This window comes from Agromyces luteolus, from assembly GCF_009729855.1.
In the GTDB taxonomy this organism is placed as follows: Bacteria; Actinomycetota; Actinomycetes; order Actinomycetales; family Microbacteriaceae; genus Agromyces; species Agromyces luteolus.
In genome coordinates this window covers 144,516-165,541 of sequence record NZ_WODA01000006.1, presented here as the reverse complement: position 1 = coordinate 165,541, position 21,026 = coordinate 144,516, and the positions used below count along the sequence as shown (strand labels likewise).

Annotated in this window: 20 protein-coding genes; 16 read left to right on the top strand and 4 right to left on the bottom strand. The window is 72.1% G+C overall.

Annotated elements, in window-relative coordinates; translation table 11 throughout:
• Positions 1-32: 32 nt before the first annotated feature.
• The 5 genes from GLX25_RS04385 to GLX25_RS04365 all read left to right on the top strand — a co-directional run bounded on the left by GLX25_RS04385 (position 33) and on the right by GLX25_RS04365 (position 5,321).
• The gene (locus GLX25_RS04385; protein WP_166548437.1) at positions 33-2,702 is read left to right on the top strand and encodes an adenylate/guanylate cyclase domain-containing protein; all 2,670 of its coding nucleotides are present in this window, start codon (positions 33-35) and stop codon (positions 2,700-2,702) included.
• 68 nt (positions 2,703-2,770) lie between these two features.
• Positions 2,771-3,067, top strand: coding sequence for an ATP-dependent Clp protease adapter ClpS (gene clpS, locus GLX25_RS18750; protein WP_420837638.1), 297 nt, complete (start codon positions 2,771-2,773; stop codon positions 3,065-3,067).
• A complete protein-coding gene (locus GLX25_RS04375) occupies positions 3,064-3,561 on the top strand; it encodes a DUF2017 family protein (RefSeq protein ID WP_155840980.1) in 498 nt (165 codons plus the stop codon). Before clpS ends, GLX25_RS04375 begins: the two co-directional genes overlap by 4 nt.
• A gap of 89 nt (positions 3,562-3,650) precedes the next feature.
• Positions 3,651-4,058 (top strand): DUF7144 family membrane protein, encoded by a 408-nt coding sequence (locus GLX25_RS04370; RefSeq protein WP_155840978.1) that lies wholly within the window; start codon positions 3,651-3,653, stop codon positions 4,056-4,058.
• Between the two features lie 135 nt (positions 4,059-4,193).
• Positions 4,194-5,321: a hypothetical protein gene (locus tag GLX25_RS04365; RefSeq protein WP_155840977.1), complete on the top strand. Its 1,128-nt coding sequence runs from the start codon at positions 4,194-4,196 to the stop codon at positions 5,319-5,321.
• Positions 5,322-5,380: 59 nt separating this feature from the next.
• Here GLX25_RS04365 and GLX25_RS04360 read toward each other — a convergent pair whose 3' ends face one another.
• Entirely contained in the window at positions 5,381-5,776 is a 396-nt protein-coding gene (locus GLX25_RS04360; RefSeq protein ID WP_166548436.1) for an SHOCT domain-containing protein, read from the bottom strand.
• Positions 5,777-5,957: 181 nt separating this feature from the next.
• On the opposite strand from GLX25_RS04360, the gene GLX25_RS04355 reads away from it, so the two are divergent.
• The 10 genes from GLX25_RS04355 (at position 5,958) to GLX25_RS04310 (ending at position 16,117) form a co-directional block, all read left to right on the top strand.
• Complete coding sequence (locus tag GLX25_RS04355; protein ID WP_155840975.1) at positions 5,958-6,389, top strand: DUF6325 family protein; 432 nt, start codon at positions 5,958-5,960, stop codon at positions 6,387-6,389.
• Positions 6,390-6,398: 9 nt separating this feature from the next.
• Positions 6,399-6,755: an SHOCT domain-containing protein gene (locus GLX25_RS04350; RefSeq protein WP_240898141.1), complete on the top strand. Its 357-nt coding sequence runs from the start codon at positions 6,399-6,401 to the stop codon at positions 6,753-6,755.
• A gap of 10 nt (positions 6,756-6,765) precedes the next feature.
• Positions 6,766-7,389, top strand: a complete 624-nt coding sequence (locus GLX25_RS04345; protein WP_155840973.1) for a hypothetical protein — start codon at positions 6,766-6,768, stop codon at positions 7,387-7,389.
• A 35-nt stretch (positions 7,390-7,424) separates the two neighbouring features.
• Complete coding sequence (locus GLX25_RS04340) at positions 7,425-8,087, top strand: GAP family protein (protein WP_271192364.1); 663 nt, start codon at positions 7,425-7,427, stop codon at positions 8,085-8,087.
• Positions 8,088-8,142: 55 nt separating this feature from the next.
• A complete protein-coding gene (locus tag GLX25_RS04335; protein ID WP_155840969.1) occupies positions 8,143-10,017 on the top strand; it encodes an alkyl/aryl-sulfatase in 1,875 nt (624 codons plus the stop codon).
• Between the two features lie 35 nt (positions 10,018-10,052).
• Positions 10,053-11,177 (top strand): AI-2E family transporter, encoded by a 1,125-nt coding sequence (locus tag GLX25_RS04330; protein WP_271192348.1) that lies wholly within the window; start codon positions 10,053-10,055, stop codon positions 11,175-11,177.
• Positions 11,164-12,933 (top strand): SulP family inorganic anion transporter, encoded by a 1,770-nt coding sequence (locus GLX25_RS04325; RefSeq protein ID WP_155840967.1) that lies wholly within the window; start codon positions 11,164-11,166, stop codon positions 12,931-12,933. The genes GLX25_RS04330 and GLX25_RS04325 overlap by 14 nt, the downstream gene beginning before the upstream one ends.
• 114 nt (positions 12,934-13,047) lie before the next feature.
• Positions 13,048-14,196, top strand: a complete 1,149-nt coding sequence (locus GLX25_RS04320; protein WP_155840965.1) for a type III polyketide synthase — start codon at positions 13,048-13,050, stop codon at positions 14,194-14,196.
• Positions 14,197-14,199: 3 nt separating this feature from the next.
• The gene (locus GLX25_RS04315; protein WP_155840963.1) at positions 14,200-14,961 is read left to right on the top strand and encodes a methyltransferase; all 762 of its coding nucleotides are present in this window, start codon (positions 14,200-14,202) and stop codon (positions 14,959-14,961) included.
• Entirely contained in the window at positions 14,954-16,117 is a 1,164-nt protein-coding gene (locus GLX25_RS04310; protein ID WP_155840961.1) for an FAD-dependent oxidoreductase, read from the top strand. Before GLX25_RS04315 ends, GLX25_RS04310 begins: the two co-directional genes overlap by 8 nt.
• Before the next feature lie 10 nt (positions 16,118-16,127).
• On the opposite strand, the gene GLX25_RS04305 is transcribed toward GLX25_RS04310, so the two are convergent.
• Positions 16,128-16,577 carry a nitroreductase family deazaflavin-dependent oxidoreductase gene (locus GLX25_RS04305; RefSeq protein ID WP_155840959.1) on the bottom strand — a complete coding sequence of 150 codons (450 nt, stop codon included), beginning with the start codon at positions 16,575-16,577 and terminating at the stop codon, positions 16,128-16,130.
• A gap of 143 nt (positions 16,578-16,720) precedes the next feature.
• Here GLX25_RS04305 and GLX25_RS04300 point away from each other — a divergent pair, with 143 nt between their 5' ends.
• Positions 16,721-18,931, top strand: a complete 2,211-nt coding sequence (locus tag GLX25_RS04300; protein ID WP_155841174.1) for an ATP-dependent Clp protease ATP-binding subunit — start codon at positions 16,721-16,723, stop codon at positions 18,929-18,931.
• A 60-nt stretch (positions 18,932-18,991) separates the two neighbouring features.
• Here the strand turns inward: GLX25_RS04300 and GLX25_RS04295 are convergent, their stop codons facing one another.
• Both GLX25_RS04295 and GLX25_RS04290 read right to left on the bottom strand, forming a co-directional pair.
• On the bottom strand, positions 18,992-19,588 hold the full coding sequence (locus tag GLX25_RS04295; protein ID WP_155840957.1) for a hypothetical protein: 597 nt from the start codon (positions 19,586-19,588) through the stop codon (positions 18,992-18,994).
• A gap of 165 nt (positions 19,589-19,753) precedes the next feature.
• Complete coding sequence (locus tag GLX25_RS04290; RefSeq protein WP_155841172.1) at positions 19,754-21,013, bottom strand: MFS transporter; 1,260 nt, start codon at positions 21,011-21,013, stop codon at positions 19,754-19,756.
• Positions 21,014-21,026: the final 13 nt, after the last annotated feature.

Here is a 21,026-nt window from a genome sequence, read left to right as displayed (position 1 = left end):
CGCTACGCCCCCGGACGTGCCACTCTCGAAGGGTGACCACCACGGCTGCGGCGAGCCGTCGTCGTCTCCCGACGGGGACGGTCACCTTCCTGTTCACGGATGTCGAGGGCTCGACCCGACTGGTCGAGGCTGCCGGTCCGCAATGGCCCGCGCTGCTCGCGGAGCACGACCGACTCCTGCGGGAGGCCATCGAGGGCAACGCCGGCACCGTGGTCAAGACCGAGGGCGACGGGTTCTTCGCGGCCTTCGCCTCGGCGATCGACGCCGTGACGGCGGCCGCGACCGCGCAGCGGGCGATCGCGGAGCACGTCTGGCCCGAGGGGTTCGCCCCGAAGGTCCGGATGGGCCTGCACACGGGGCTCGGCCTGCTCGGTGGGGACGACTACATCGGACTCGACGTGCACCGTGCCGCTCGGATCATGGCCGCGGCGCACGGCGGGCAGATCGTCCTCTCCGCATCGACCGCGGCGCTCGTCGAGCACGAGCTGCCCGCCGGCATCGTGCTCCGCGACCTCGGCCGGCACCACCTGCGCGACCTCTCGCAGGCCGAGGCGATCTTCCAGCTCGACATCGACGGTCTCGACGTCCGCTTCCCCGCCCTGCGGTCGCACGAGGCCGTGCCGAACAACCTCCCGGCGCAGGTCACGCACTTCGTCGGGCGCCGCCGCGAACGCGCCCGGGTCCGCGAACTCCTGGGGTCCTCACACGTCGTGACCGTCACCGGCACGGGCGGCACGGGCAAGACCCGGCTCGCGCTCGAGGTCGGGGCCGAGGTCGGAGGGGAGTTCCGCGACGGCGTGTTCTTCGTCGACCTCGCACCCGTCGACGACCCCGCCGTCGTGCCGTCCCAGATCCTCCGCGCCCTCGGCGAGGACTCGGCGCCGGGGAACCGGCCGCCGCGCGACGCGCTCCTGGACCGCATGGCCGACCTCGAGGTCCTCCTCATCCTCGACAACTTCGAGCAGCTCATCCCCGCGGCGCCGATCGTCGCCGACCTCGTCTCGGTCGCACCGCGCTCCAGGTTCCTCGTCACCTCCCGCGGGCCGCTCCGCATCGCGGCCGAGCAGGAGATGCCGCTCGAGCCCATGGACCTCCCGGACCGGCGCGACGTGCAGCTCGTGACCGAGGCCGACGCCGTCGCGCTCTTCGTGGACCGCGCCATGGCCGTGCGGCCGGACTTCGCGGTGACCCCCGAGAACGCCGCCGCGGTGTCGGACCTGGTGCGCGGGCTCGACGGCCTCCCGCTCGCCATCGAGCTCGTCGCCTCTCGGGTCCGACTGCTGCCCGTGCCCGAGATCCTCGCGCGGCTCGATCCCGCACGGCCGGGGACCGGGACGATCGACCTGCCGGAGCGGCAGCGCACGATCGAGGGTGCGATCGCGTGGAGCCACGACCTCCTCGACCCGCCCGTGCAGGTCCTGTTCGCGCGCCTCGGCGTGTTCGCCGGCAGCGCCGACCTCGAGCAGATCGAGGTCGTGTGCGACGACGTTCCGGTCGACCTGCTGGGCGGACTGGCCGAGCTCGTCGACCAGGGGCTCCTCAGGCAGGTGGCCGCGCCCGGCGGCCGGGCGCGGTTCCGCACGCTCCACGTCATCCGCGAGGTCGCGCTGCTGAAGCTCGAGGCGAGCGGCACGGCCGACGCCGTGCACCGGCGTCACCTCGAGGCGTACGTCGCCTGGGCCGAGGAGGTCGCCGAGCACGTCCTGGGCGAGGACCGCTCGGAGTGGCTGGACCGGTTCGACGCCGATCACGACAACGTCCGCACCGCACTCGACTGGGCGGCCGTCCACGGCGAGACCGACCTCGCGCTCCGCCTCGCGGCCGCGTCGTGGCGGTTCTGGCAGTCCCGCGGCCACCTCCACGAGGGCCGGAGCCGACTCGAGACGGTGGTGTCGCTGCCGGGCGGCGAGCCGCTCGATCGCGCGCGGGCCCTCGAGGCGCTCGGCGGCGTGTACTGGTGGCAGGGCGAGATCGAGCGCTGCGTGCCGCCCTATCGCGAGGCCCTCGCGATCCAGCGCGAGCACGGGGACCAGGCCGCGATCGCGAACGCGATCTACAACGCCGCGATCGGCCAATCGGTGGCCGCCGTGACGAGCGGCGTCACGGACGAGGTGCGTGCCGAGGTCTACGGGCTCTACGACGAGGGCGAGGCGATCTACCGCCGGCTCGGCGACGAGGACGGGCTCGGGAACATCACGTGGGGCCGCGGGCTGGCCGTCGCGGACCTCGACGACGACCTGACGCAGGCGCTCGAGCTCTTCCACCGCAGCATCGACCACTACCGGAGCGCCGGCAACGAGTTCGGCATGGGGTGGGGGATGTTCGAGGTCGCCATCTTCTCGGCGAGGCTCGGCGACATCGCGACGGCGTGGGACTACCTCGAGGAGGGCCTCGAGCTCTTCGCCCCGCACCGCGACGTCTCGGCCGTCGTGCTCTTCCTCTCCCTCGCCGCCGCGCTCGCGCAGGCGGCGGGCGACGAGGAGCGCGCGGCGCGACTCGCGGGCGCCGTGCGCGGGCTCCGGAACTCGTCGGGCGCCAAGATCGTCGACCACGAGATCACCCGGATCCGGGGCCTCTCGACGGAGGAGCTGGACCCCACCCGTGAGGACCTGGAGCCGCTGTTCCGGGTCGGCATGGCGATGGACCTGTCCCAGGCCGTCGCCTACGCCCTCGGGCGGCCCGTGCCGACCGACGAGGACTGACGTCGACGGGGGTCGAGGCGGATCGAAAGGGACGTGCGAGCGAGCCGCCAGCGTGTCAGTCTGGGATCGTGACGTCCACCATCGAGCAGCTCGAGTCCGACCTCGTCGCCGACGAGGCCGTTCGGCCCGACCTGCCGTGGCAGACGATCGTGTGGGACGACCCGGTGAACCTCATGACGTACGTCACCTACGTGTTCCGCAGCTACTTCGGCTACCCGCGCGAGGAGGCCGAGCGCCTCATGCTGCAGGTGCATCACGAGGGGCGCGCGGTCGTGGCATCCGGCAACCGCGAGGCGATGGAGCGGCACGTGCACGCCATGCACGGCTACGGGCTGCAGGCGACCGTCTCGAAGGCCGAGCCGTGATCGTCGCCGGACGCGAGGGCGGCGCCGACGGCGTGCGGATCGTGTTGGAGACCGAGGAGGCGATGCTCCTCTCCGAGCTCGCCGACCAGGTCGACTCGGTGCTGCTGCTCGGCGGCGACGACGACCCCGCGCTCGGGCGCCTGTTCCCGTCCGCCTACCCGGACGACCGGGAGGCCGCGCACGACTTCACGCGGTACACGCGGGACAACCTCGTCGACGGCAAGCGGCAGGCGGCCCAGTCGGTGCGCGACGCGACGGCCACCGAGCGCGACGCGGGCCTCGTCGAGATCGAGCTCGACCAGGCGCAGGCGTGGGGCTGGCTCACCTTCCTCACCGACCTGCGGCTGATCCTCGCCGAGCGCGTCGGCGTGACCGATCCCGACGAGGCCGAACCCGCCGACGACGAGCGCGACGACTACCTCCGCGCCGCCTACGAGTGGGCCGGCATCGTGCAGGGCTCGATGCTCGAGGTGCTCGACCCGATCGGGCGGTGACGGGCCGAAGGTCCCGAGGTCGCCGCGTCGAACCGTAGGACGATGCGCGGGGGCGCGTCCATACGGGACGCGCCGGATGGAGGCGCGCCATGTCCGACACGAACGTCACCGGCTGGGTCGGCTGGGGCTGGTTCGCCGGGGTGATGATCATCATCTCCGGTGCGATCGGCGCCATCTACGGGCTCATCGCGATCCTGCTGCCGGACAACACGTACTTCCTCAAGCCGTCCGACGGGGAGCTCCTGATCCTCAACGCGACGGGCTGGGGCTGGCTGCACCTGTTCCTCGGGCTCTTCCTCGTGCTCGTCGGCATCGCGCTGCTCGCCGGCGCCGCCTGGGCGCGGGTGGTCGCGATCATCCTCGCCGCCTTCAGCGTCCTGGCGAACCTCATGGTGCTGCCGCTTCAGCCCTGGTGGTCGGCGATCGTCATCGCGGTCGACGTGTTCGTGATCTACGCGCTGACGGTGCACGGCAAGGAGCTCGCCGCGAGGCGCTGAGCCGCGCCGCGCTCGCACCGGCCCTGCTCCCGGGCCGGTGCTGGCCATCGCGCCCGTGCGGCTGGCAGTCTGGTGCCGCGGGCCCGGCGCCTGCGCCGGCGAACGGCGCGACGGGCACCGCTGAGCGGAGGAGCGATGTCCCAGCCGTCCTCGATCGTCGGGATCCTGAGGGAACCCACGCGCACGACCGAGTCGACCGAGTCGTCGGCGCTGATCGTCGGCGCGATCGCGTTCGTCGTGGCCGCGCCCCTCGGCCTCCTGCTCTTCTGGGGTCGCGACCTGGCGATCTCCGGTCCCGACTCGCTCGGCATGTTCATCGCACTCGGGTCGGCCCTCGTCGCCCTGCTCGCGTTCGTCGCCGGTCGCCTGCTGCTGCGTCGGCGCTTCGGCCCGGCGCCGGACGACCCGGACGTCGAGGATGCCGCGGCGACGCGCAGCGCGACCGGCCCGCGGGGCGCGGAGGCGCCGCGGCTGCACTGGTTCGACGTCGTCGCCCTGTCCGTGGCGCACGGCGTCATCGCGATGCTCGGCTGGGTGGCGCTCGCGGACGTGCTCGACGAGAGCTTCGTCGATGCGCCCGTCTACGCGCTCCCCGCCGCGCTGCTGTTCGGCGTGGCCCTCGCCCTGACCGCGTACGTGTGCTTCCTGTCCGCGGTGCGGATGACGCCGATGCTGCTGTCGATCGTGCTCGCCGTGTTCCTCGTGTTCGGCGTCCTCACCGCGATGCTGAGCTCCACCGACCCGCACTGGTGGCAGATGAACCTCAGCGCGCTCGGCATGACCGACGACGTCTCGGCCCTTGCGTTCAACCTCACGCTCGTCGTCGCCGGCGCGATCGTGACGATCGTCGCCAGGTACGCGACGGCGGGGCTGCCGGTCACCACGGAGAAGGACCGCCGCGGTCGCGACTTCGTCCGCTACGGCCTCGTGCTCATCGGAATCCTGCTCGCGTGCGTGGGGATCTTCCCGGTCGACGAGTTCTTCCTCCTGCACAACACGGTCGCCTCGGGCATGGCCGTCGTCTACGCGGTGATCGTGATCGGGCTGCCGCGCTTCCTGCCCTCGATGCCGCGCGTCTTCGTGATCCTCGGCTGGGTGTACGTCGGCGTGATCGTCGTGCTGGGGGTGTTCTTCGCGACGGGCTACTACAACCTCACGGCGGTCGAGCTCGTCGCCGGGCTGCTCATCTTCAGCTGGATCATCCTGTTCCTGCGCAACAGCGGCTCGGTCGGGGCCCGGCGCGTGGTCGCCGTGACCGCCTGACCGGCCGCGGACGCGACGGGGGGCCGGGCACCGCGGTGCCCGGCCCCCCGTCGTCGGAGTCAGGAGCCCGAGAGGGCCTTGGCCTTCAGGGCCTCGTACTCCTGGTCGTTGATGGTGCCGGCCTCGTGCAGCGCCTTGGCCTTCGCGATCTCGTCGGACGGGCTCGCCGCGCCGGCGGTCTGCCGGATGTAGGCGTCCGTCGCGGCCTGGGCGTCCGCGGCCGCGGACGCCGAACGCGTCGCCATGCCGTTGCCCCGGGCGATGAGGTAGATCAGGGCCGTGAGGAACGGGACGAAGATCAGGAAGAGGATCCAGACGGCCTTCCACCAGCCGTTGAGCTGGTGGTCGCGGAAGAGGTCGCCGATGATCGCGAAGAGCGCGAACAGGTAGGCGATGAAGGCGAAGCTCCAGAAGAAGATCCAGATGAAGCTCCAGAAGTTGCTCGCGAAGTCCACGGGGGTGAGCCTTTCCAGTCGTTGACGGGGACGCCGGATGCCGCCCCCGAGCGTCACACTAGCGCTGCGGCGGCTCGGAACGGGAGGATTCCACGCGGAAGAGGTGAACTCTCTCCGCCCGGGCGGTTCGGGTCTGGTGCCGCACGCGCCGCGGCCCTAAGGTGCTGATCGGGGGGTTGCGATGACTGCATTCGAATACGGTCCGGTCGACGTCTACGTCGTGAGCTTCGAGGGCGATCGCCTCGACGAGGCGACGGCGAGCGCGCTGGGTGAACTCATGGTCGGCGACGAGATCCGGCTGCTCGACCTGCTGATCGTCTCGCGCGACGGCGACGGCGAGGTCACGGTGCGCGAGTACGAGGAGTTCCGCGACGACGCCGGCTTCACGGTCGTCGAGCTCGAGGCATCCGGTGTCATCGGCGACGAGGACATCGACGAGCTCGCCGACACGATCCCGCCGGGCACGTCCGGCGCGATCATGGCGATCGAGCTCCTGTGGGCGAAGAAGCTCGCATCGGCGTTCGCCGCGTCGGGCGGCGATGTGCTCCAGGTCGAGCGCATCCCGGCCACGGTCGTCAACGAGGTGCTCGCCGAGGCGAGCTACGAGGAATAGGGGGAGATCATGCCGATTCGCAGGATGGGACGACCGGGCCTGGTCGGGATGGCCGCGCGCACCGCGGTCGTCGCGGGCACCGCGACCGCCGTGAGCGGTGGCGTCGCACGCCGGCAGCAGGCGAGGTACGCGGACAAGGAGGCCGAGCAGCAGGCCGCCGCGCAGCAGCAGTGGGAGGCCGAGCAGTACCAGGCCCAGCAGGCCGCCGCCCAGCAGGCGGCCGCAGCCCCGCCTCCGCCGCCCCCGGCGCCCGCAGCGGGCGGTGTCGACGTCGTCGCCGAGCTGCAGAAGCTCGCGACGCTGAAGGAGCAGGGCATCCTGAGCGACGCCGAGTTCGCCGCCGCGAAGGCGAAGCTGCTCGGCTGACGGACCCTCGATGACGGAGCACGAGACGCGCGACGGGTGGACGCGCGCCACGGAGATCGTCGGCGTCTTCCTGCTCTCGATCACCGCCGTGCTCACCGCGTGGTGCGGCTTCGAGGCGTCCAAGTGGGGCGGCGAGATGTCGATCGCGTTCAGCCAGGCGTCGAGCGCGCGGATCCAGGCGGCCGCGGCCGAGGGCGAGGCGAGGTCGGCGACCTCCTTCGACCTCACCATCTACGCCGCCTACGTGGAGGCGGCCGGAAGCGGCGAGGAGGAGTTGGCGGACTACATCCGCGAACGGTTCACGCCCGAGTTCGAGGTCGCGTACGACGCGTGGGTCCGGGACGGCCAGGTCGAGCGGGCACCCTTCGCGCGCGACGAGTACGTTCCCGAGGGCACGTTCGAGGCCCAGGAGCTGAGCGCCCGCGCCGACGCGAAGTTCGCCGAGGCGCTCGAGAACAACCAGCGCGGCGACAACTACTCGCTGCTCACGGTCCTGTTCGCACTCGTGCTCTTCCTGACCGCCATGTCCCAGCGCGAGATCGCGCCCTGGGTGGCGCGCACGCTGCTGGGCCTCGCCGCGGTCGTCGCCATCGTCGGCATCGTCATCCTGTCGACGTTCCCGATCAAGATCTGACCGATTCCGAGCACGAGGGGGACACGTTGGGCGCAGTGATCGGTGAGACCCTTCCGCTGGCGGTCGGCATCGCGATCAGCCCGATCCCGATCATCGCCGCGATCCTGATGCTGCTCTCGCCGAGGGCGCGGGCCACGAGCGTCGGATTCCTCGGCGGCTGGGTCGTCGGCATCGCGGTGGCGGCGACGGTGTTCACCCTGCTCTCGGCGGTGCTGCCCCAGGGCGACTCGGATGACCCGAAGCCGATCACCGCGGTCATGCAGCTCGTGCTCGGGGCGGGCCTGCTGTTCCTCGCCCTCCGCCAATGGCGCAGTCGTCCGGCACCCGGCGTCGAGCCGCCGTTGCCGAAGTGGATGGCCGGGATCGACTCGATGACCGCGGGACGGGCGTTCGGGCTCGGATTCCTCCTGGCCGCGGTGAATCCGAAGAACCTCCTGCTCGGTGCCGGCGCGGGCCTGGCGATCGGCTCGGCCGCGCTGGGGGCCGGGCCGACCGCGGTGGTGCTGCTCGTGTTCACGGTCATCGCCGCGGCATCCGTCGCCCTGCCGGTGATCGCCTACCTCGCGGCATCCGACCGCATGGCGGAACCGCTCGAGCGGCTGCGGGGCTGGCTCGTGCACAACAACGCGACGGTGATGGCCGTCCTCCTGCTCGTGATCGGGGCCGTGCTGATCGGCAAGGGCATCGGCAACTTCTGACTCCGGCGTCGCGGTTCGGCGTCGGATGGACCACGTGGGGAATGGAGAGGGAACCATGCAGCAGAACGAGGCGACCGAGGCGATCCGGGCGCAGCAGGCGGCGCTCGCCGCCTCGCTGCCGTTCGGCGACCGACGGGACTTCGATGCCGCCGAACGGGGGTTCGTCGCGGCGCTCGAACCGGGTGAGATCCGCGACGCCGACGGGAACGTCGTGTGGGACGCGAACGAGTTCGCCTTCATCACCGGCGACGCGCCCGACACCGTGAACCCGAGCCTCTGGCGGCAGTCGACGCTCGTGTCGAAGCAGGGACTCTTCGAGGTCGCCGAGGGCATCTTCCAGGCGCGCGGGCTCGACCTCTCGAACGTGAGCTTCGTGGAGGGCGACACGGGCGTCATCGTGATCGACCCGCTCATCTCGAAGGAGACGGCGGCGGCCGCGCTCGCGCTCTACCGCGCGCACCGCGGCGACCGGCCGGTCACCGCGGTCATCTTCACGCACAGCCACATCGACCACTTCGGCGGGGTGCTGGGCGTCGTCGACCCGGAGGACGTGCGGCCCGGCGGCGTGCAGGTCATCGCCCCGCTCGGCATCGTCGGCGAGGCCGTCGCCGAGAACGTGTACGCCGGCACGGCGATGGGGCGACGCGCGGGCTACATGTACGGCGCCTCGCTCGACCGCGGGCCGAAGGGCGCGGTCGGGGCGGGCCTCGGGCAGTCGACGTCGAAGGGCCGTGCGGGCATCCTCGTCCCGACGCTCGAGATCCGGAGCACCGGCGAGACGCACGTCGTCGACGGAGTCGAGATCGAGTTCCAGATGGCGCCGGGCACCGAGGCACCCGCCGAGATGCACTTCCTCTTCCCCGGCAGGCGGGCGCTGTGCATGGCCGAGAACGCCACGCGCAACCTGCACAACCTCCTCACGCTCCGCGGCGCGCTCGTGCGCGACCCGCACGTGTGGTCGAAGTACCTCACCGAGGCGATCGAGCGCTTCGGCGACCGCGCCGACGTGGTCTTCGCCTCGCACCACTGGCCGACCTGGGGGGCGGATGAGATCCGCGAGTTCCTCGGCCTGCAGCGCGACCTCTACGCGTACCTCCACGACCAGACCCTCCGGATGCTCAACCGGGGCATGACCGGGGCCGAGATCGCGGAGGAGATCCAGCTGCCGCCCGCGCTCGAGAACGCCTGGCACGCGCGCGGCTACTACGGTTCGGTCAGCCACAACGTGAAGGCGATCTACCAGCGGTACATGGGCTGGTTCGACGGCAACCCGGCGCGGCTGTGGCCGCACCCGCCGAAGCCGCTCGCCGAACGGTACGTCGCCGCCATCGGCGGCATCGACCGCGTCGTCGAGGTCGCGCAGCAAGCGTTCGACGAGGGCGACTTCCGGTGGGCGGCGACCCTGCTCGACCACGCGGTGTTCGCCGACCCCGGTCACGCCGCGGCGCGCACGCTCTACGCGGACACGCTCGAGCAGCTCGCCTACGGCGCCGAGAACGGCCCGTGGCGCAACTTCTTCCTCTCCGGCGCGACCGAGCTGCGCGGCGAGAACTTCGGCACGCCCACGAGCACCGCGGCCCCGGAGATCCTCGCCCAGCTCTCGCCCGAGCAGCTGCTCGACGCGATCGCGATCAGCATCGACGGCCCGAGGGCGTGGGACCTCGACCTCGCGCTCGACCTCACCTTCACGGACGTCGGCCGGAACTTCCGCGTGACGCTCCGCAACGGCGTGCTCGTCTACGTCGAGAAGGCGGCCGACGAGTCGACGGCGCAGGCGACCGTGAGCCTGGCGAAGCCCCGCATGCTCGCGCTCGTCGGCGGCGACCGGGAGAGCCCGGGCATCGAGCGCGGCGGCGACACCGACGTGCTCGACCGGCTGATGTCGGTGCTGCAGCCCGGTGATCCGTCGTTCGACATCGTGCTGCCGTGAGCACGGGAGGGGAGGCGCCGCCTATCGTGGGGTCCGTGACCGACCAGGCGCCTCCCCTCCCCGCCCCCGCCGGCGCGAGCGGTCCGGGCCTGCGCGCCGGCGTGACCGTCATCGCCGCGCTGCTCGTGCTCGTCGCCCTCTGGTTCGCGCGCGAGCTCGTCGCGCCCCTCGCGCTCGCCGTGGTGCTCGTCGTCATCGTGCACCCGATCCGGCATCCGCTCGAGCGTCGCGGCTGGCCCCGCTGGGCGGCGACGACCGTGGTGATCGCGGTCGCCTACCTGATCCTCGCGGTGCTCGCCGCCCTGCTCGTGTTCGCCGGCGTCGAGTTCGCCGACCTCGTGGTCGACGTCGTCGACGAGCTGCAGGCGGCCGTGGCATCCGTCGCCGCCTGGCTCGCGTCGGTCGGGCTCGGCGACCAGCTCGCGGATGCCACGGCGTCGGCGCTCGACCCGTCGGCGCTGCTCGAGCTCGCGCAGGGCCTCGGCGGGTGGCTGCTCGGGTTCCTCACGGCCGCGTTCTTCGTGCTCGCCTACGTGATCTTCATGGCCGCCGACGCAGCCCGGTACCGTCGCGCCGAACGCGCCTTCGGCGCCGGCATCCGCCCGCGTCTCGATCGCATCCGGGCGCTGAACTCCTCGGTCCGCCGCTACTACGTCGTGAACGCGTCGTTCGGCGCGATCGTCGCGGTCATCGACGGGCTCGCGCTCTGGGCGCTCGGCATCCCGATCCCGGCGGTGTGGGCGATCCTCGCGTTCGTCACGAACTTCATCCCGAACATCGGGTTCGTGCTGGGCCTCATCCCGCCGGCGGTGCTCGCGTTCGTGGTCGGGGGCGTGCCGCTGCTCCTCGTGGTGATCGCGGTCTACTCCGTCGTGAACGTGGTGCTGCAGGTGCTCGTGCAGCCGAAGTTCGTCAGCGACGCGGTCGACCTCTCGCTCACGCTGAGCTTCTTCTCGGTCGTGTTCTGGACGTTCGTGATCGGCCCGCTCGGCGCCATCCTGTCGATCCCGCTCACGCTCGCCGCGCGCGAGGCGCTGCTCGGCGACCGCGACGGGTGGCTGCGCTGGCTCTCGGGGAACGCGGCGATCCGGGCCGCCGGGCCGCCGGCGGGGGCCACGGCGGATGCCGCCTCGGAACCGGCGCCGGATGACCGAGCCTGACCCCTCGGCCGAGCCGGGCCGCTCGCCGGAGCCCGGGCCCAGCCCGGAGCCCGGGCCGGAGCCCCCCTGGGCCCGCGTCCCCGGCGCCCGGCGCGCGCGACGGCTCTTCCGGCGCGAGACGCTCGGGAAGGACGCCGTCGCGGGCGTCGTGCTCGGCGTCGAGAGCGTCCCCGACGGCCTCGCGAGCGGCGTGCTCGCCGGCGTGAACCCGCTCGCGGGCCTCTACGCGTACCTCTTCGGGATGGCGGGGGCCGCGTTCTTCACGAGCAGCTCGTTCATGGCCGTGCAGGCCACGGGCGCGATGGCGCTCGTCGTCGCCGACACCGACCTCGCCTCGCGCGCGGACCCCGATCGGGCCCTGTTCACGCTCGCGATGCTCACCGGCATCGTCATGCTGGTCGCCGGCCTCCTCCGCGGGGGTCGCCTCCTCCGGTTCGTGCCGACCGCGGTGATGACGGGATTCGTGACCGCCGTCGGCGTCAACATCGTGCTCGGCCAGCTCGCGAACCTCACCGGCTACGAGAGCGACGCCGCCAACCGCGTGCTCCGCGCGTTCGACCTCGCCGTCCACGTCGTGGAGGTCGACCTGCCGACGACCGTGGTCGGCATCCTCTCCCTCGCGCTCATCGTGGTGCTCACGCGCACGCCGCTGAAGTCGTTCGGGCTCGTGGTGGCGGTCGCGGTCGGCTCGCTGCTCGCCTTCGCGTTCACGCTCTGGCTCGACTGGGACGTCGCCACCGTCGCCGACATCGCCGACGTGCCGAGCGGGCTCCCGGGGCCGGTCCTGCCCTCGCTGGAGGACGTCGCGTACCTGCTCGTGCCCGCGATCTCGCTGGCGTTCGTCGGCCTCGTGCAGGGCGCGGCCGTCTCGGCCGGCGTGCCGAACCTCGACGGACGTCCGGCGGACGCCTCCCACGACTTCGTCGGCCAGGGGGCCGGCAACCTCGTGGCGGGCGTCTTCCAGGGCATGCCGGTGGGCGGCTCGATGTCGGCGTCGGCGCTCATCGCGGCGGCGGGTGCGCGCACCCGGCTCGCCCTGCTGTTCGCGAGCGCCGTGATGGCCGCGGTCATCCTGTTCGCCTCGGGCGTCGTCGCGTTCGTCGCGATGCCGTCCCTGGCCGCGCTGCTCATCGTCGTCGGCATCGGGTCGATCAAGCCGGCCAAGGTCGTCTCGGTGGCGCGCACCGGCGCGGTGCAGATCGCGGTGATGGCGGTCACCTTCGTCCTCACGCTGTTGATCCCGCTGCAGTACGCGGTGCTCGTCGGCGTCGGGCTCGGCATCGTGATGTTCGTCGTCCAGCAGTCCAACCGGATCCGGGTCCGGCAGGTGGAGTTCCGGCCGGACGGGCGGATCCGGGAGACCGAGCCGGTCGAGGTGGTCCCGGCGCACGAGGTCGTCGTGGTCCAGCCGTACGGGAGCCTGTTCTTCGCCAGCGCGCCCGTCTTCGAGTCGCGCCTGCCTCGGGTCGAGCCCACGTCGACCGGTTCGGTCGTGATCCTCCGCCTGCGCGGCGTCGACCAGCTCGGGCTCTCGCTCGTCGAGGTGCTGCGCCGGTACGCGGTCGACCTGCGCGACCGGGGTTCGGCGCTCCGGCTCATCGTGACCACCGAGGAGGTCGCCTCGCAGCTGCGCCACGGCGGGGTGACCGAGGTGATCGGCGATGACGGCGTGTACCGCGGCACCGAGTGGCTGGGCGAGACGGTGCGCACGGCGCACCGCGACGCGCTCGCGTGGGCCGCGGAGCGCGCCGGCTGAACGCGAGCCGTGGATGCGCCCGCGATGCTGGATCGGCGATGGTCGGCGCGGCTAGTCTGCAAGCGGGAAGGGGGCACCCATGCCGCAGCGACGAACCGATCCGAGGACGACGGCATGAGCGCGGGGGTGCACCTGCGGGGTCTCTCGACCGCCGTGCCCGCCACCGTGCTGCCGCAGCCCGCCGTCCGCGACGTGTTCGCCGCGCAGCCGGGCCTCAACCGGCTCGCGCAGCGGATCATCACGACGTCGTTCGACGTGTCGGGGATCGACCGTCGCTACAGCGTGCTCGAGGAGCTGACCTTCGACGAACGCGACGACGAGCCGATCTTCTTCGACCGCGTCTCCGGCGAGCTGCTGATGCCGGGAACGAAGGCGCGCAACGAGATCTACGCGACCGAGGCGACGAAGATGTACCTCGAGGCGGGTCGGCGCGCCATTGAAGCGACGCCCGGCATCGAGGCATCCGACATCACGCACGTCGTGACCGTCTCGTGCACGGGGTTCTACGCGCCGGGGCCCGACTACATGCTCGTGCGCGACCTCGGGCTCGGCCCGGCCGTGCAGCGCTACCACCTCGGCTTCATGGGCTGCTACGCCTCGATGCCGGCGCTCCGCAACGCCGCGCAGTTCTGCGAGGCCGACCCCGACGCGGTCGTGCTCGTCGTGAGCGTCGAGCTCTGCACGCTGCACCTGCGCTCGTCGAACGACCCCGACACGATCGTCGCGTCGTCGCTCTTCGCCGACGGAGCGGGAGCGGGCATCGTCACGGCGCGACCGCTCGAGGAGGGCGAGCGCGCGTTCGCCCTCGACCGGTTCGAGACCCGCATCACGCCCGTGGGCGAGGGCGACATGGCCTGGAAGATCGGCGACCACGGCTTCGAGATGGTGCTCTCCAATGCGATCCCGGCGATCATCGACGACCACATCACCGGGGCGCTCGAGCCGCTGTTCGCGCCCGACGACGAACTCGCCGAGGGCCTGGCGACGGATGCCGCGGGCGAGCGCGTCGCGCACTGGGCGATCCACCCGGGCGGGCGCAGCATCCTCGACAAGGTCGAGTCGCGCCTGAGGCTCACCGAGCCGCAGCTCGAGCCCGCGCGCGAGACGCTGCGCGACTTCGGCAACATGTCGAGCGCGACCGTGCTGTTCGTGCTCCGCAACATCCTCGACCGCGCATCCTCCGAGGACGGCGACCGCGTCGCGGCGATGGCCTTCGGACCGGGCCTCACCGTCGAGTCCGCCCTGATGACGGTGAAGGGCTGACGGATGCCGCGACCCGACGGCCGCGAGCCCGGGCTGCTGCACGCGCTCGCCACGCTCGACCACCGGGACGTGGACGCGCGCGAGCTGATGGACGACCCGGCCGCCGATCCCGCGGCGCTCGAACGGACGTTCCACCGCTTCGGACTCGTGAACCGGATCGTGTCGCGGCCCGCGGCCGTGTACGAGGAGTGGGTGCGGCCGCACCTCGCGACGACGCACCGGGCGCGCCTGCTCGACATCGGCGCGGGCGGCGGCGACCTGCCCTTCCGCATCCTCCAGCTCGCCGGGCGCGACGGGTTGCGGCTCGAGGTCGTCGCGATCGACCCCGACGAGCGTGCCGTGGCGGCCGCGTCGCGTTTCGCGACGCGAGGATTCCAGGTCCGGGTGGCGACGACCGCCGACCTCGTCGCCGAGGGCGAGACCTTCGACGTGGTCTGGTCGAACCACGTGCTGCACCACCTCGGCGCGGCCGAGCTCGGCGCGCTGCTCGCCGACACCGAACGGCTCGTCGCGCCGGGCGGCATCGGCGTGCACGGCGACATCGAGCGCAGCCGAGGGGCCTACGTGGGGTTCTGGGCCGCGACGCTGCCGTTCGCCTGGAACGTGTTCGCGGGTTCGTACATCCGCCCCGACGGGCTCACCTCGATCCGGCGCAGCCACACCGTGCCCGAGCTCGCGCGCGCCCTCCCGCCGGGCTGGCGCGTCAAGCGCAGCTTCCCGTCGCGGCTCGAACTGGTGTGGGGCAGCGAGATCCCCGATGAGTGAGGCGGGGTCCGGCGCGCGGCCGATGCACGACGTGGTCGTCGTCGGCGGCGGCGCCGTGGGGCTGCTGCTCGGGTGCCTGCTGGCGCGGCGCGGCCTCGACGCGGTCGTCCTCGAACGGCGCCACGCTCCCGACCCGGCCGCCACCCCGTCGCGCGCGATCGGCATCCACCCGCCCGGGCTCCGCGCGCTCGCAGCCGCGGGCGTCGGCGACGAGGTGCGACGCCGGGCCGTGGTCATCCGCGACGGCCGCGTCACGTGCGACGGGCGAACGCTCGGCCGCCTCCGGTTCCCGCGCTCCGGGATGGTGCACTCGCTGCCGCAGCTCGAGGTCGAGGCCCTCCTCGAGGAGCGGATCGACGGCGCCCGCACCGTCTCGCTCCGCCGCGGCGTCGAGGTCACCGGCGTCACCGATCGGGGGACGCACCTCGTGGTGCACGCGGTCGACGGCGACGCGAAGCTCGACGTGCCGGCGCGCTACGCCGTCGGCGCCGACGGCGTTCGCAGCGGCATCCGCTCGCTCATCGGCGCCGACTGGAGGCCGCGCCGGGGCCGAGCCTCGTACGTCATGTGCGACACGCGCGACGACACGGGGGCGCCCGAGACCGCACTGCTGCACTTCGAGCCCGCCGGCGTCGTCGAGTCGTTCCCGATGCCCGGCGGCCGGCGTCGCTGGGTCGCTCGGGTGCGACGCGAGCCCGCCGAGCTCGACGCCGCCGCGATCGCGACCGTCGTCGAATCGCGCACCGGGTCGTCGTTCGACACGGATGCCGCGACCAGCCCCACCGCGTTCGTGGCGGCGCAGCACGTCGCGCACCCGATGTCCTCCGGCCGGGTCGCGCTCGTCGGCGACGCCGCGCACGAGATCAGCCCGATCGGCGGGCAGGGCATGAACCTCGGATGGAGCGACGCCGTGCACCTCGACCGGGAACTCGCCGCCGCGCTCGCCGCGGCCGCCCCGATCGACGTGTTCGCGGCCTACGACCGGTCGCGGCGCGCGGCCGCGCTCCGCGCGACGCGGCAGGCGGCGTTCAACATGCGGATGGGCGCGCCCGCGACCGGCGTGCGGCTGCGGACGCGCAACGCGGCGGTGCGCGTGCTCGGGCTGCCCGGACTGCGCGGCGTGCTCGGCCGCGCGTTCACGATGCAGTGGCTGTGACGCCCGGGGATCAGTCCGATCCGGGCTCGAACGGCGACAGCACGAAGATCGGGATCTCCCGGTCGGTCTTCGTCTGGTAGCCGTCGTAGTCGGGCCAGACCTCGGTGGCGCGGGACCACCAGGCGTCCTTCTCGGCGCCCGTGACCTCGCGCGCGAGGTAGTCGCGCTTGACCGCGCGGTCCTGCAGCTCGACGTGCGGCTGCTGCTTCATGTTGAAGTACCACGACGGGTGCTCGGGGTCGCCGCCCTGCGACGCGACGACCGCGTACTCGCCCTCGTGCTCGACGCGCATGAGCGCGGTCTTGCGCAGCTTCCCGCTCTTCGCGCCGACCGTGGTCAGCACGATGACGGGACGGCCGCGCAGCGAGTTCGCCTCGCGCCCCTCCGTGGCCTCGTAGGTCTCGGCCTGGTCGCGCGCCCACTTCGATGTGCTCGGCGCGTAGTCGCCCTGCAGCGGCATCCGTCTCCTCCTCGTTCGGGTCCGTGCTCCACGGTAACGCGCACAGCCCGCTCGCGATTCCCGGGGCATCCGGAACAGGGCTCACGAATGACAAGTTGAGCGTAGTACACTCAACTTTGTCGAAAGGAGCCCCGTTGGCGAACATGCAGGGCGCGCCGAGCTCGCAGGAGGAGCAGAAGTCGGCGCTCGAACAGTACGGCGTGAACCTCACCGAGATCGCGAAGCAGGGCAAGCTCGACCCGGTGATCGGCCGCGACGCCGAGATCCGTCGTGTCAGCCAGGTGCTCACGCGGCGCACCAAGAACAACCCCGTGCTCATCGGCGAGCCCGGCGTCGGCAAGACGGCCGTCGTCGAGGGCCTCGCCCAGCGCATCGTCGCCGGCGACGTCGCCGACTCGCTGAAGGACAAGCAGCTCGTCGCGCTCGACATCTCCGCGCTCGTCGCGGGCGCCATGTACCGCGGCCAGTTCGAGGAGCGCCTGAAGGCCGTGCTCAAGGAGATCAACGACGCCGAAGGGCGCATCATCACCTTCGTCGACGAACTGCACCTGCTCATGGGCGCCGGCGGCGGCGAGGGCTCGGTCGCGGCCTCCAACATGCTGAAGCCGATGCTCGCGCGCGGCGAGCTGCGGCTCATCGGCGCGACGACGCTCGACGAGTACCGCGAGTACGTCGAGAAGGACGCCGCGCTCGAACGCCGCTTCCAGCAGGTGTTCGTCGGCGAGCCCAGCGTCGAGGACACGATCGCGATCCTGCGCGGGCTCAAGGGCCGGTACGAGGCGCACCACGGCGTGACGATCACCGACGCCGCGCTCGTCGCCGCGGCCGCGCTCTCGAACCGGTACATCACCGCGCGCCAGCTGCCCGACAAGGCGATCGACCTCATCGACGAGGCCATGAGCCGCCTCAAGATGGAGATCGACTCCAGCCCGGTCGAGATCGACCAGCTCAAGCGCCAGGTCGACCGCATGCGGCTCGAGGAGCTCGCCCTCAAGAAGGAGAAGGACGACGCGTCGAAGGAGCGGCTCGAGCGCCTGCACGAGACGCTCGTCGAGAAGGAGCGCGAGCTCGCCGCGCTCGAGGAGCGGTGGTCGCGCGAGCGGATGTCGCTGAACCGCGTCGGCGACCTGAAGAAGCGGCTCGACGAGGCGATGACCGAGCGCGACCGCGCGATGCGCGAGGCGGACTACGCGCGCGCGTCCAAGCTCGAGTACGAGACCATCGCGCAGCTGCAGCGCGACCTCGAGGCCGCCGAGCAGGCCGAGCAGGCGCCCGACGAGCCGCGCATGGTCAACGAGCAGGTGACCGAGGAGGACATCGCCGCGGTCATCGCGCAGTGGACCGGCATCCCCGTCGGCCGCCTCATGCAGGGCGAGACCGAGAAGCTGCTGCACCTCGAGCAGGAGCTCGGCCGGCGCGTCATCGGACAGCGCCGCGCCGTCGAGGCTGTCGCCGACGCCGTCCGCCGCGCGCGAGCCGGCGTCTCCGACCCCGACCGGCCGACCGGCTCGTTCCTGTTCCTCGGCCCGACCGGCGTCGGCAAGACCGAGCTCGCCAAGGCGCTCGCCTCGGTGCTCTTCGACGACGAGCACGCCATGGTGCGCATCGACATGTCGGAGTACGGCGAGAAGCACTCCGTCGCGCGCCTCGTCGGCGCGCCTCCCGGCTACATCGGCTACGAGCAGGGCGGGCAGTTGACCGAGGCCGTGCGCCGGCGTCCCTACTCGGTCATCCTGTTCGACGAGGTCGAGAAGGCGCACCCCGAGGTGTTCGACGTGCTCCTCCAGGTGCTCGACGACGGGCGGCTGACGGATGGTCAGGGCCGCACGGTCGACTTCCGGAACGTGATCCTCGTGCTCACCTCCAACCTCGGCTCGCAGTTCCTCATCGATCCGACGCTCTCGTGGGACGAGAAGGAGCAGGCGGTCATGGCTGCGGTGCGGCAGGCGTTCAAGCCCGAGTTCGTGAACCGCCTCGACGACCTCGTGGTGTTCTCGGCGCTCACGCACGAGGAGCTCGGCGAGATCGTGAACCTCTCGATCGACCGGCTCACGGCCCGGCTGCACGAGCGTCGGCTCGAGCTGGGGGTCACGCCCGACGCGCGCACGTGGCTCTCCGAGCGCGGGTACGACCCGCTGTTCGGGGCGAGGCCGTTGCGCCGGCTCATCCAGACGGAGGTCGCCGACCGGCTCGCGCGGGCGCTGCTCGCGGGCGAGATCCGCGACGGCGACACGGTCGTGGTCGGCCTCGCCGACGACGGCGAGCACCTCTCGGTCACGCGCGCGCCCGAGCCGGGCGACGTGCCGGAGGGCGGCGACCACGACGTCATCGACGCCGAGATCGTCGAGGACTGAGCTGCCCCTCCGTCGGGGCCGCGGCGGCGATCACCGCGCGGCCCCGGTGCCCGGGCGTCGTCAGCCGAGGAGCGTGGCGATGTCCGCGCACAGGTCGCGGTCCCAGGTGTCGAACCGCCCGTGCGGACCGTCGATCCCGAGGAACTCGAGCTCGAGGTCGTCCGAGGGGTCACCCGGCGTTCCGTTGTGGTCGATCAGGAACGAGAAGGAGAAGGCGCCGGCGTCGAGGAACACGCGTCGGCCGTCCGGGCCGGTGTACTGCGTGCTGCCGGTCACCGTGACCGTGAGGGTGAGCGTGCCGTCCCCGTTGTCGACGATCGAGCTCTCACGGTCGCCGCCGCGGAACTGGATCGTGTACGTCTTCCCGTTCTCCACGTTGGTGTACACCTCGACGGAACGGAAGTTCGCGAGGCCGTACGACAGGCCGTTCCCTCGCGTCCGGCCGACGAAGGTCCCCTCGGTCCGCCGATCCCAGAGCACGTCGAACGCGACCGCGCCGCCGCACCAGTCGGGGCCGTGGGCCTCCTGCTCGATATGGCTCTCGGTCTCGACGAAGTGGTCCACCTCGGGCGGTCCGGCTGCGAATGCCGGGGCGGGTGCGATGACGGCCGCCCCGAGCAGTGCGGCGACGGTTGCGACAGTGATCCTGCGTTGCATGAGATCCTCCGATCACGCGCGCGGTTCTGCACCGCGTGGCCCGACGAGTCCGGACCGCGACGACGGTACGGCGACCCGTCGGATCGACGCATCCGTGCTGTCTCTGCGGGGCCGCCGTGGTCGCGCGGTCGTCCGGCGGGGATTCCCGCACCCTCGGCCGCTCGGCTACTCGACGACCGCCGCCGGCTCCGGCACGCCGTTGGCGGCGGCGGACACCCGGCGCTCGAGGGCGATCGCGAGCACGATGATCGCCACGCAGCCGGCCACCATCGTCGCGATGTACCCCGCATCCCAGCCCTGGTCGAGCAGGAGGCCCGCGGCGATCGGGCCCGTGATGGCCCCGCCCTGGAACGCGGCGGCGTTGACGGCGTTCACCCGTCCGCGGTTCCGGTCGGTCGCGAGGTCGTTGTACATCGCGGGCACAGTCGGCTGCAGCATGGTCTCGCCGAAGGCGAAGACGCCCATGAACGCGAGCACGCCGATCGCGGCGGCGAGTGAGCCGGGGAGCAGGCCCGTCGCGCCGAGGACCAGCCACGACGCGGCCCAGACGAGCGCCATGACCTGCATCACGCGCGTGCGCCGGTGGCCCGCGATCAGCTTCAGCACCGTGAACTGGAGCAGCACGATCACGGCCGTGTTGACCGCGAACGAGAAGCCGACGACCTGCGTGGAGACCTCGGAGACCTGCCGGGCGAAGGCCGGGAACCCCGCCTCCATCTGGCCGTAGCCGATGAACATCGCGATGAAGGTGAGCAGGGTCAGCCAGAGGATCGCCGGGCGGCGGAGGATCGCCCGGTAGCTCACCGCGTCGCCGTCCTCGGCGCGGTCGTCGCCGGAGCCCTGCGTGCGGACGCGCCGGAGCGGACCGAGCAGCAGCGCCATCGGGATCAGCTGGCTCGCCGCGTCGACGAGGAAGATCGTCGTGAACGTCGCCGGTTCGTCGACGTCGACGGTGAACCCGCCGATGATCCCGCCGACGCCGATGCCCAGGTTGACGAGGGCGAAGTTGATCCCGAAGTACTGCTGCCGGATCTCGCCGTCGACGACCGTGGCGATGAGCGCGTTGAACCCCGGCCACGAGACGCCGAAGTTCACGCCCATGAGCACGAGCGCGATCGCCGCGACCGCCGGATGGGTCGCGTACGCGAGCAGGGCGCAGCCCGCGATCATGGCGGTGAGGCCGACGAGGAGCACCGAGCGCGCGCCGTAGCGGTCGATGAGCGTGCCGCCCGGACCCGTGACGACGAGCGCGGTGACGGCGATGACGCTCATGAGCGCGCCCGAGAGAGCGAGGTCGAAGCCGCGCACCTCGTGCAGGTAGATGATCGTGAACGGGAGCGTGAGCCCGCGCCCGAGCGTCTGGATGGCGACGGTCGACAGCAGCCACCTGCCCTCGGTCGGGAGCGCGTTCCAGAAGCCCGTCATGCCGCTCACCAGT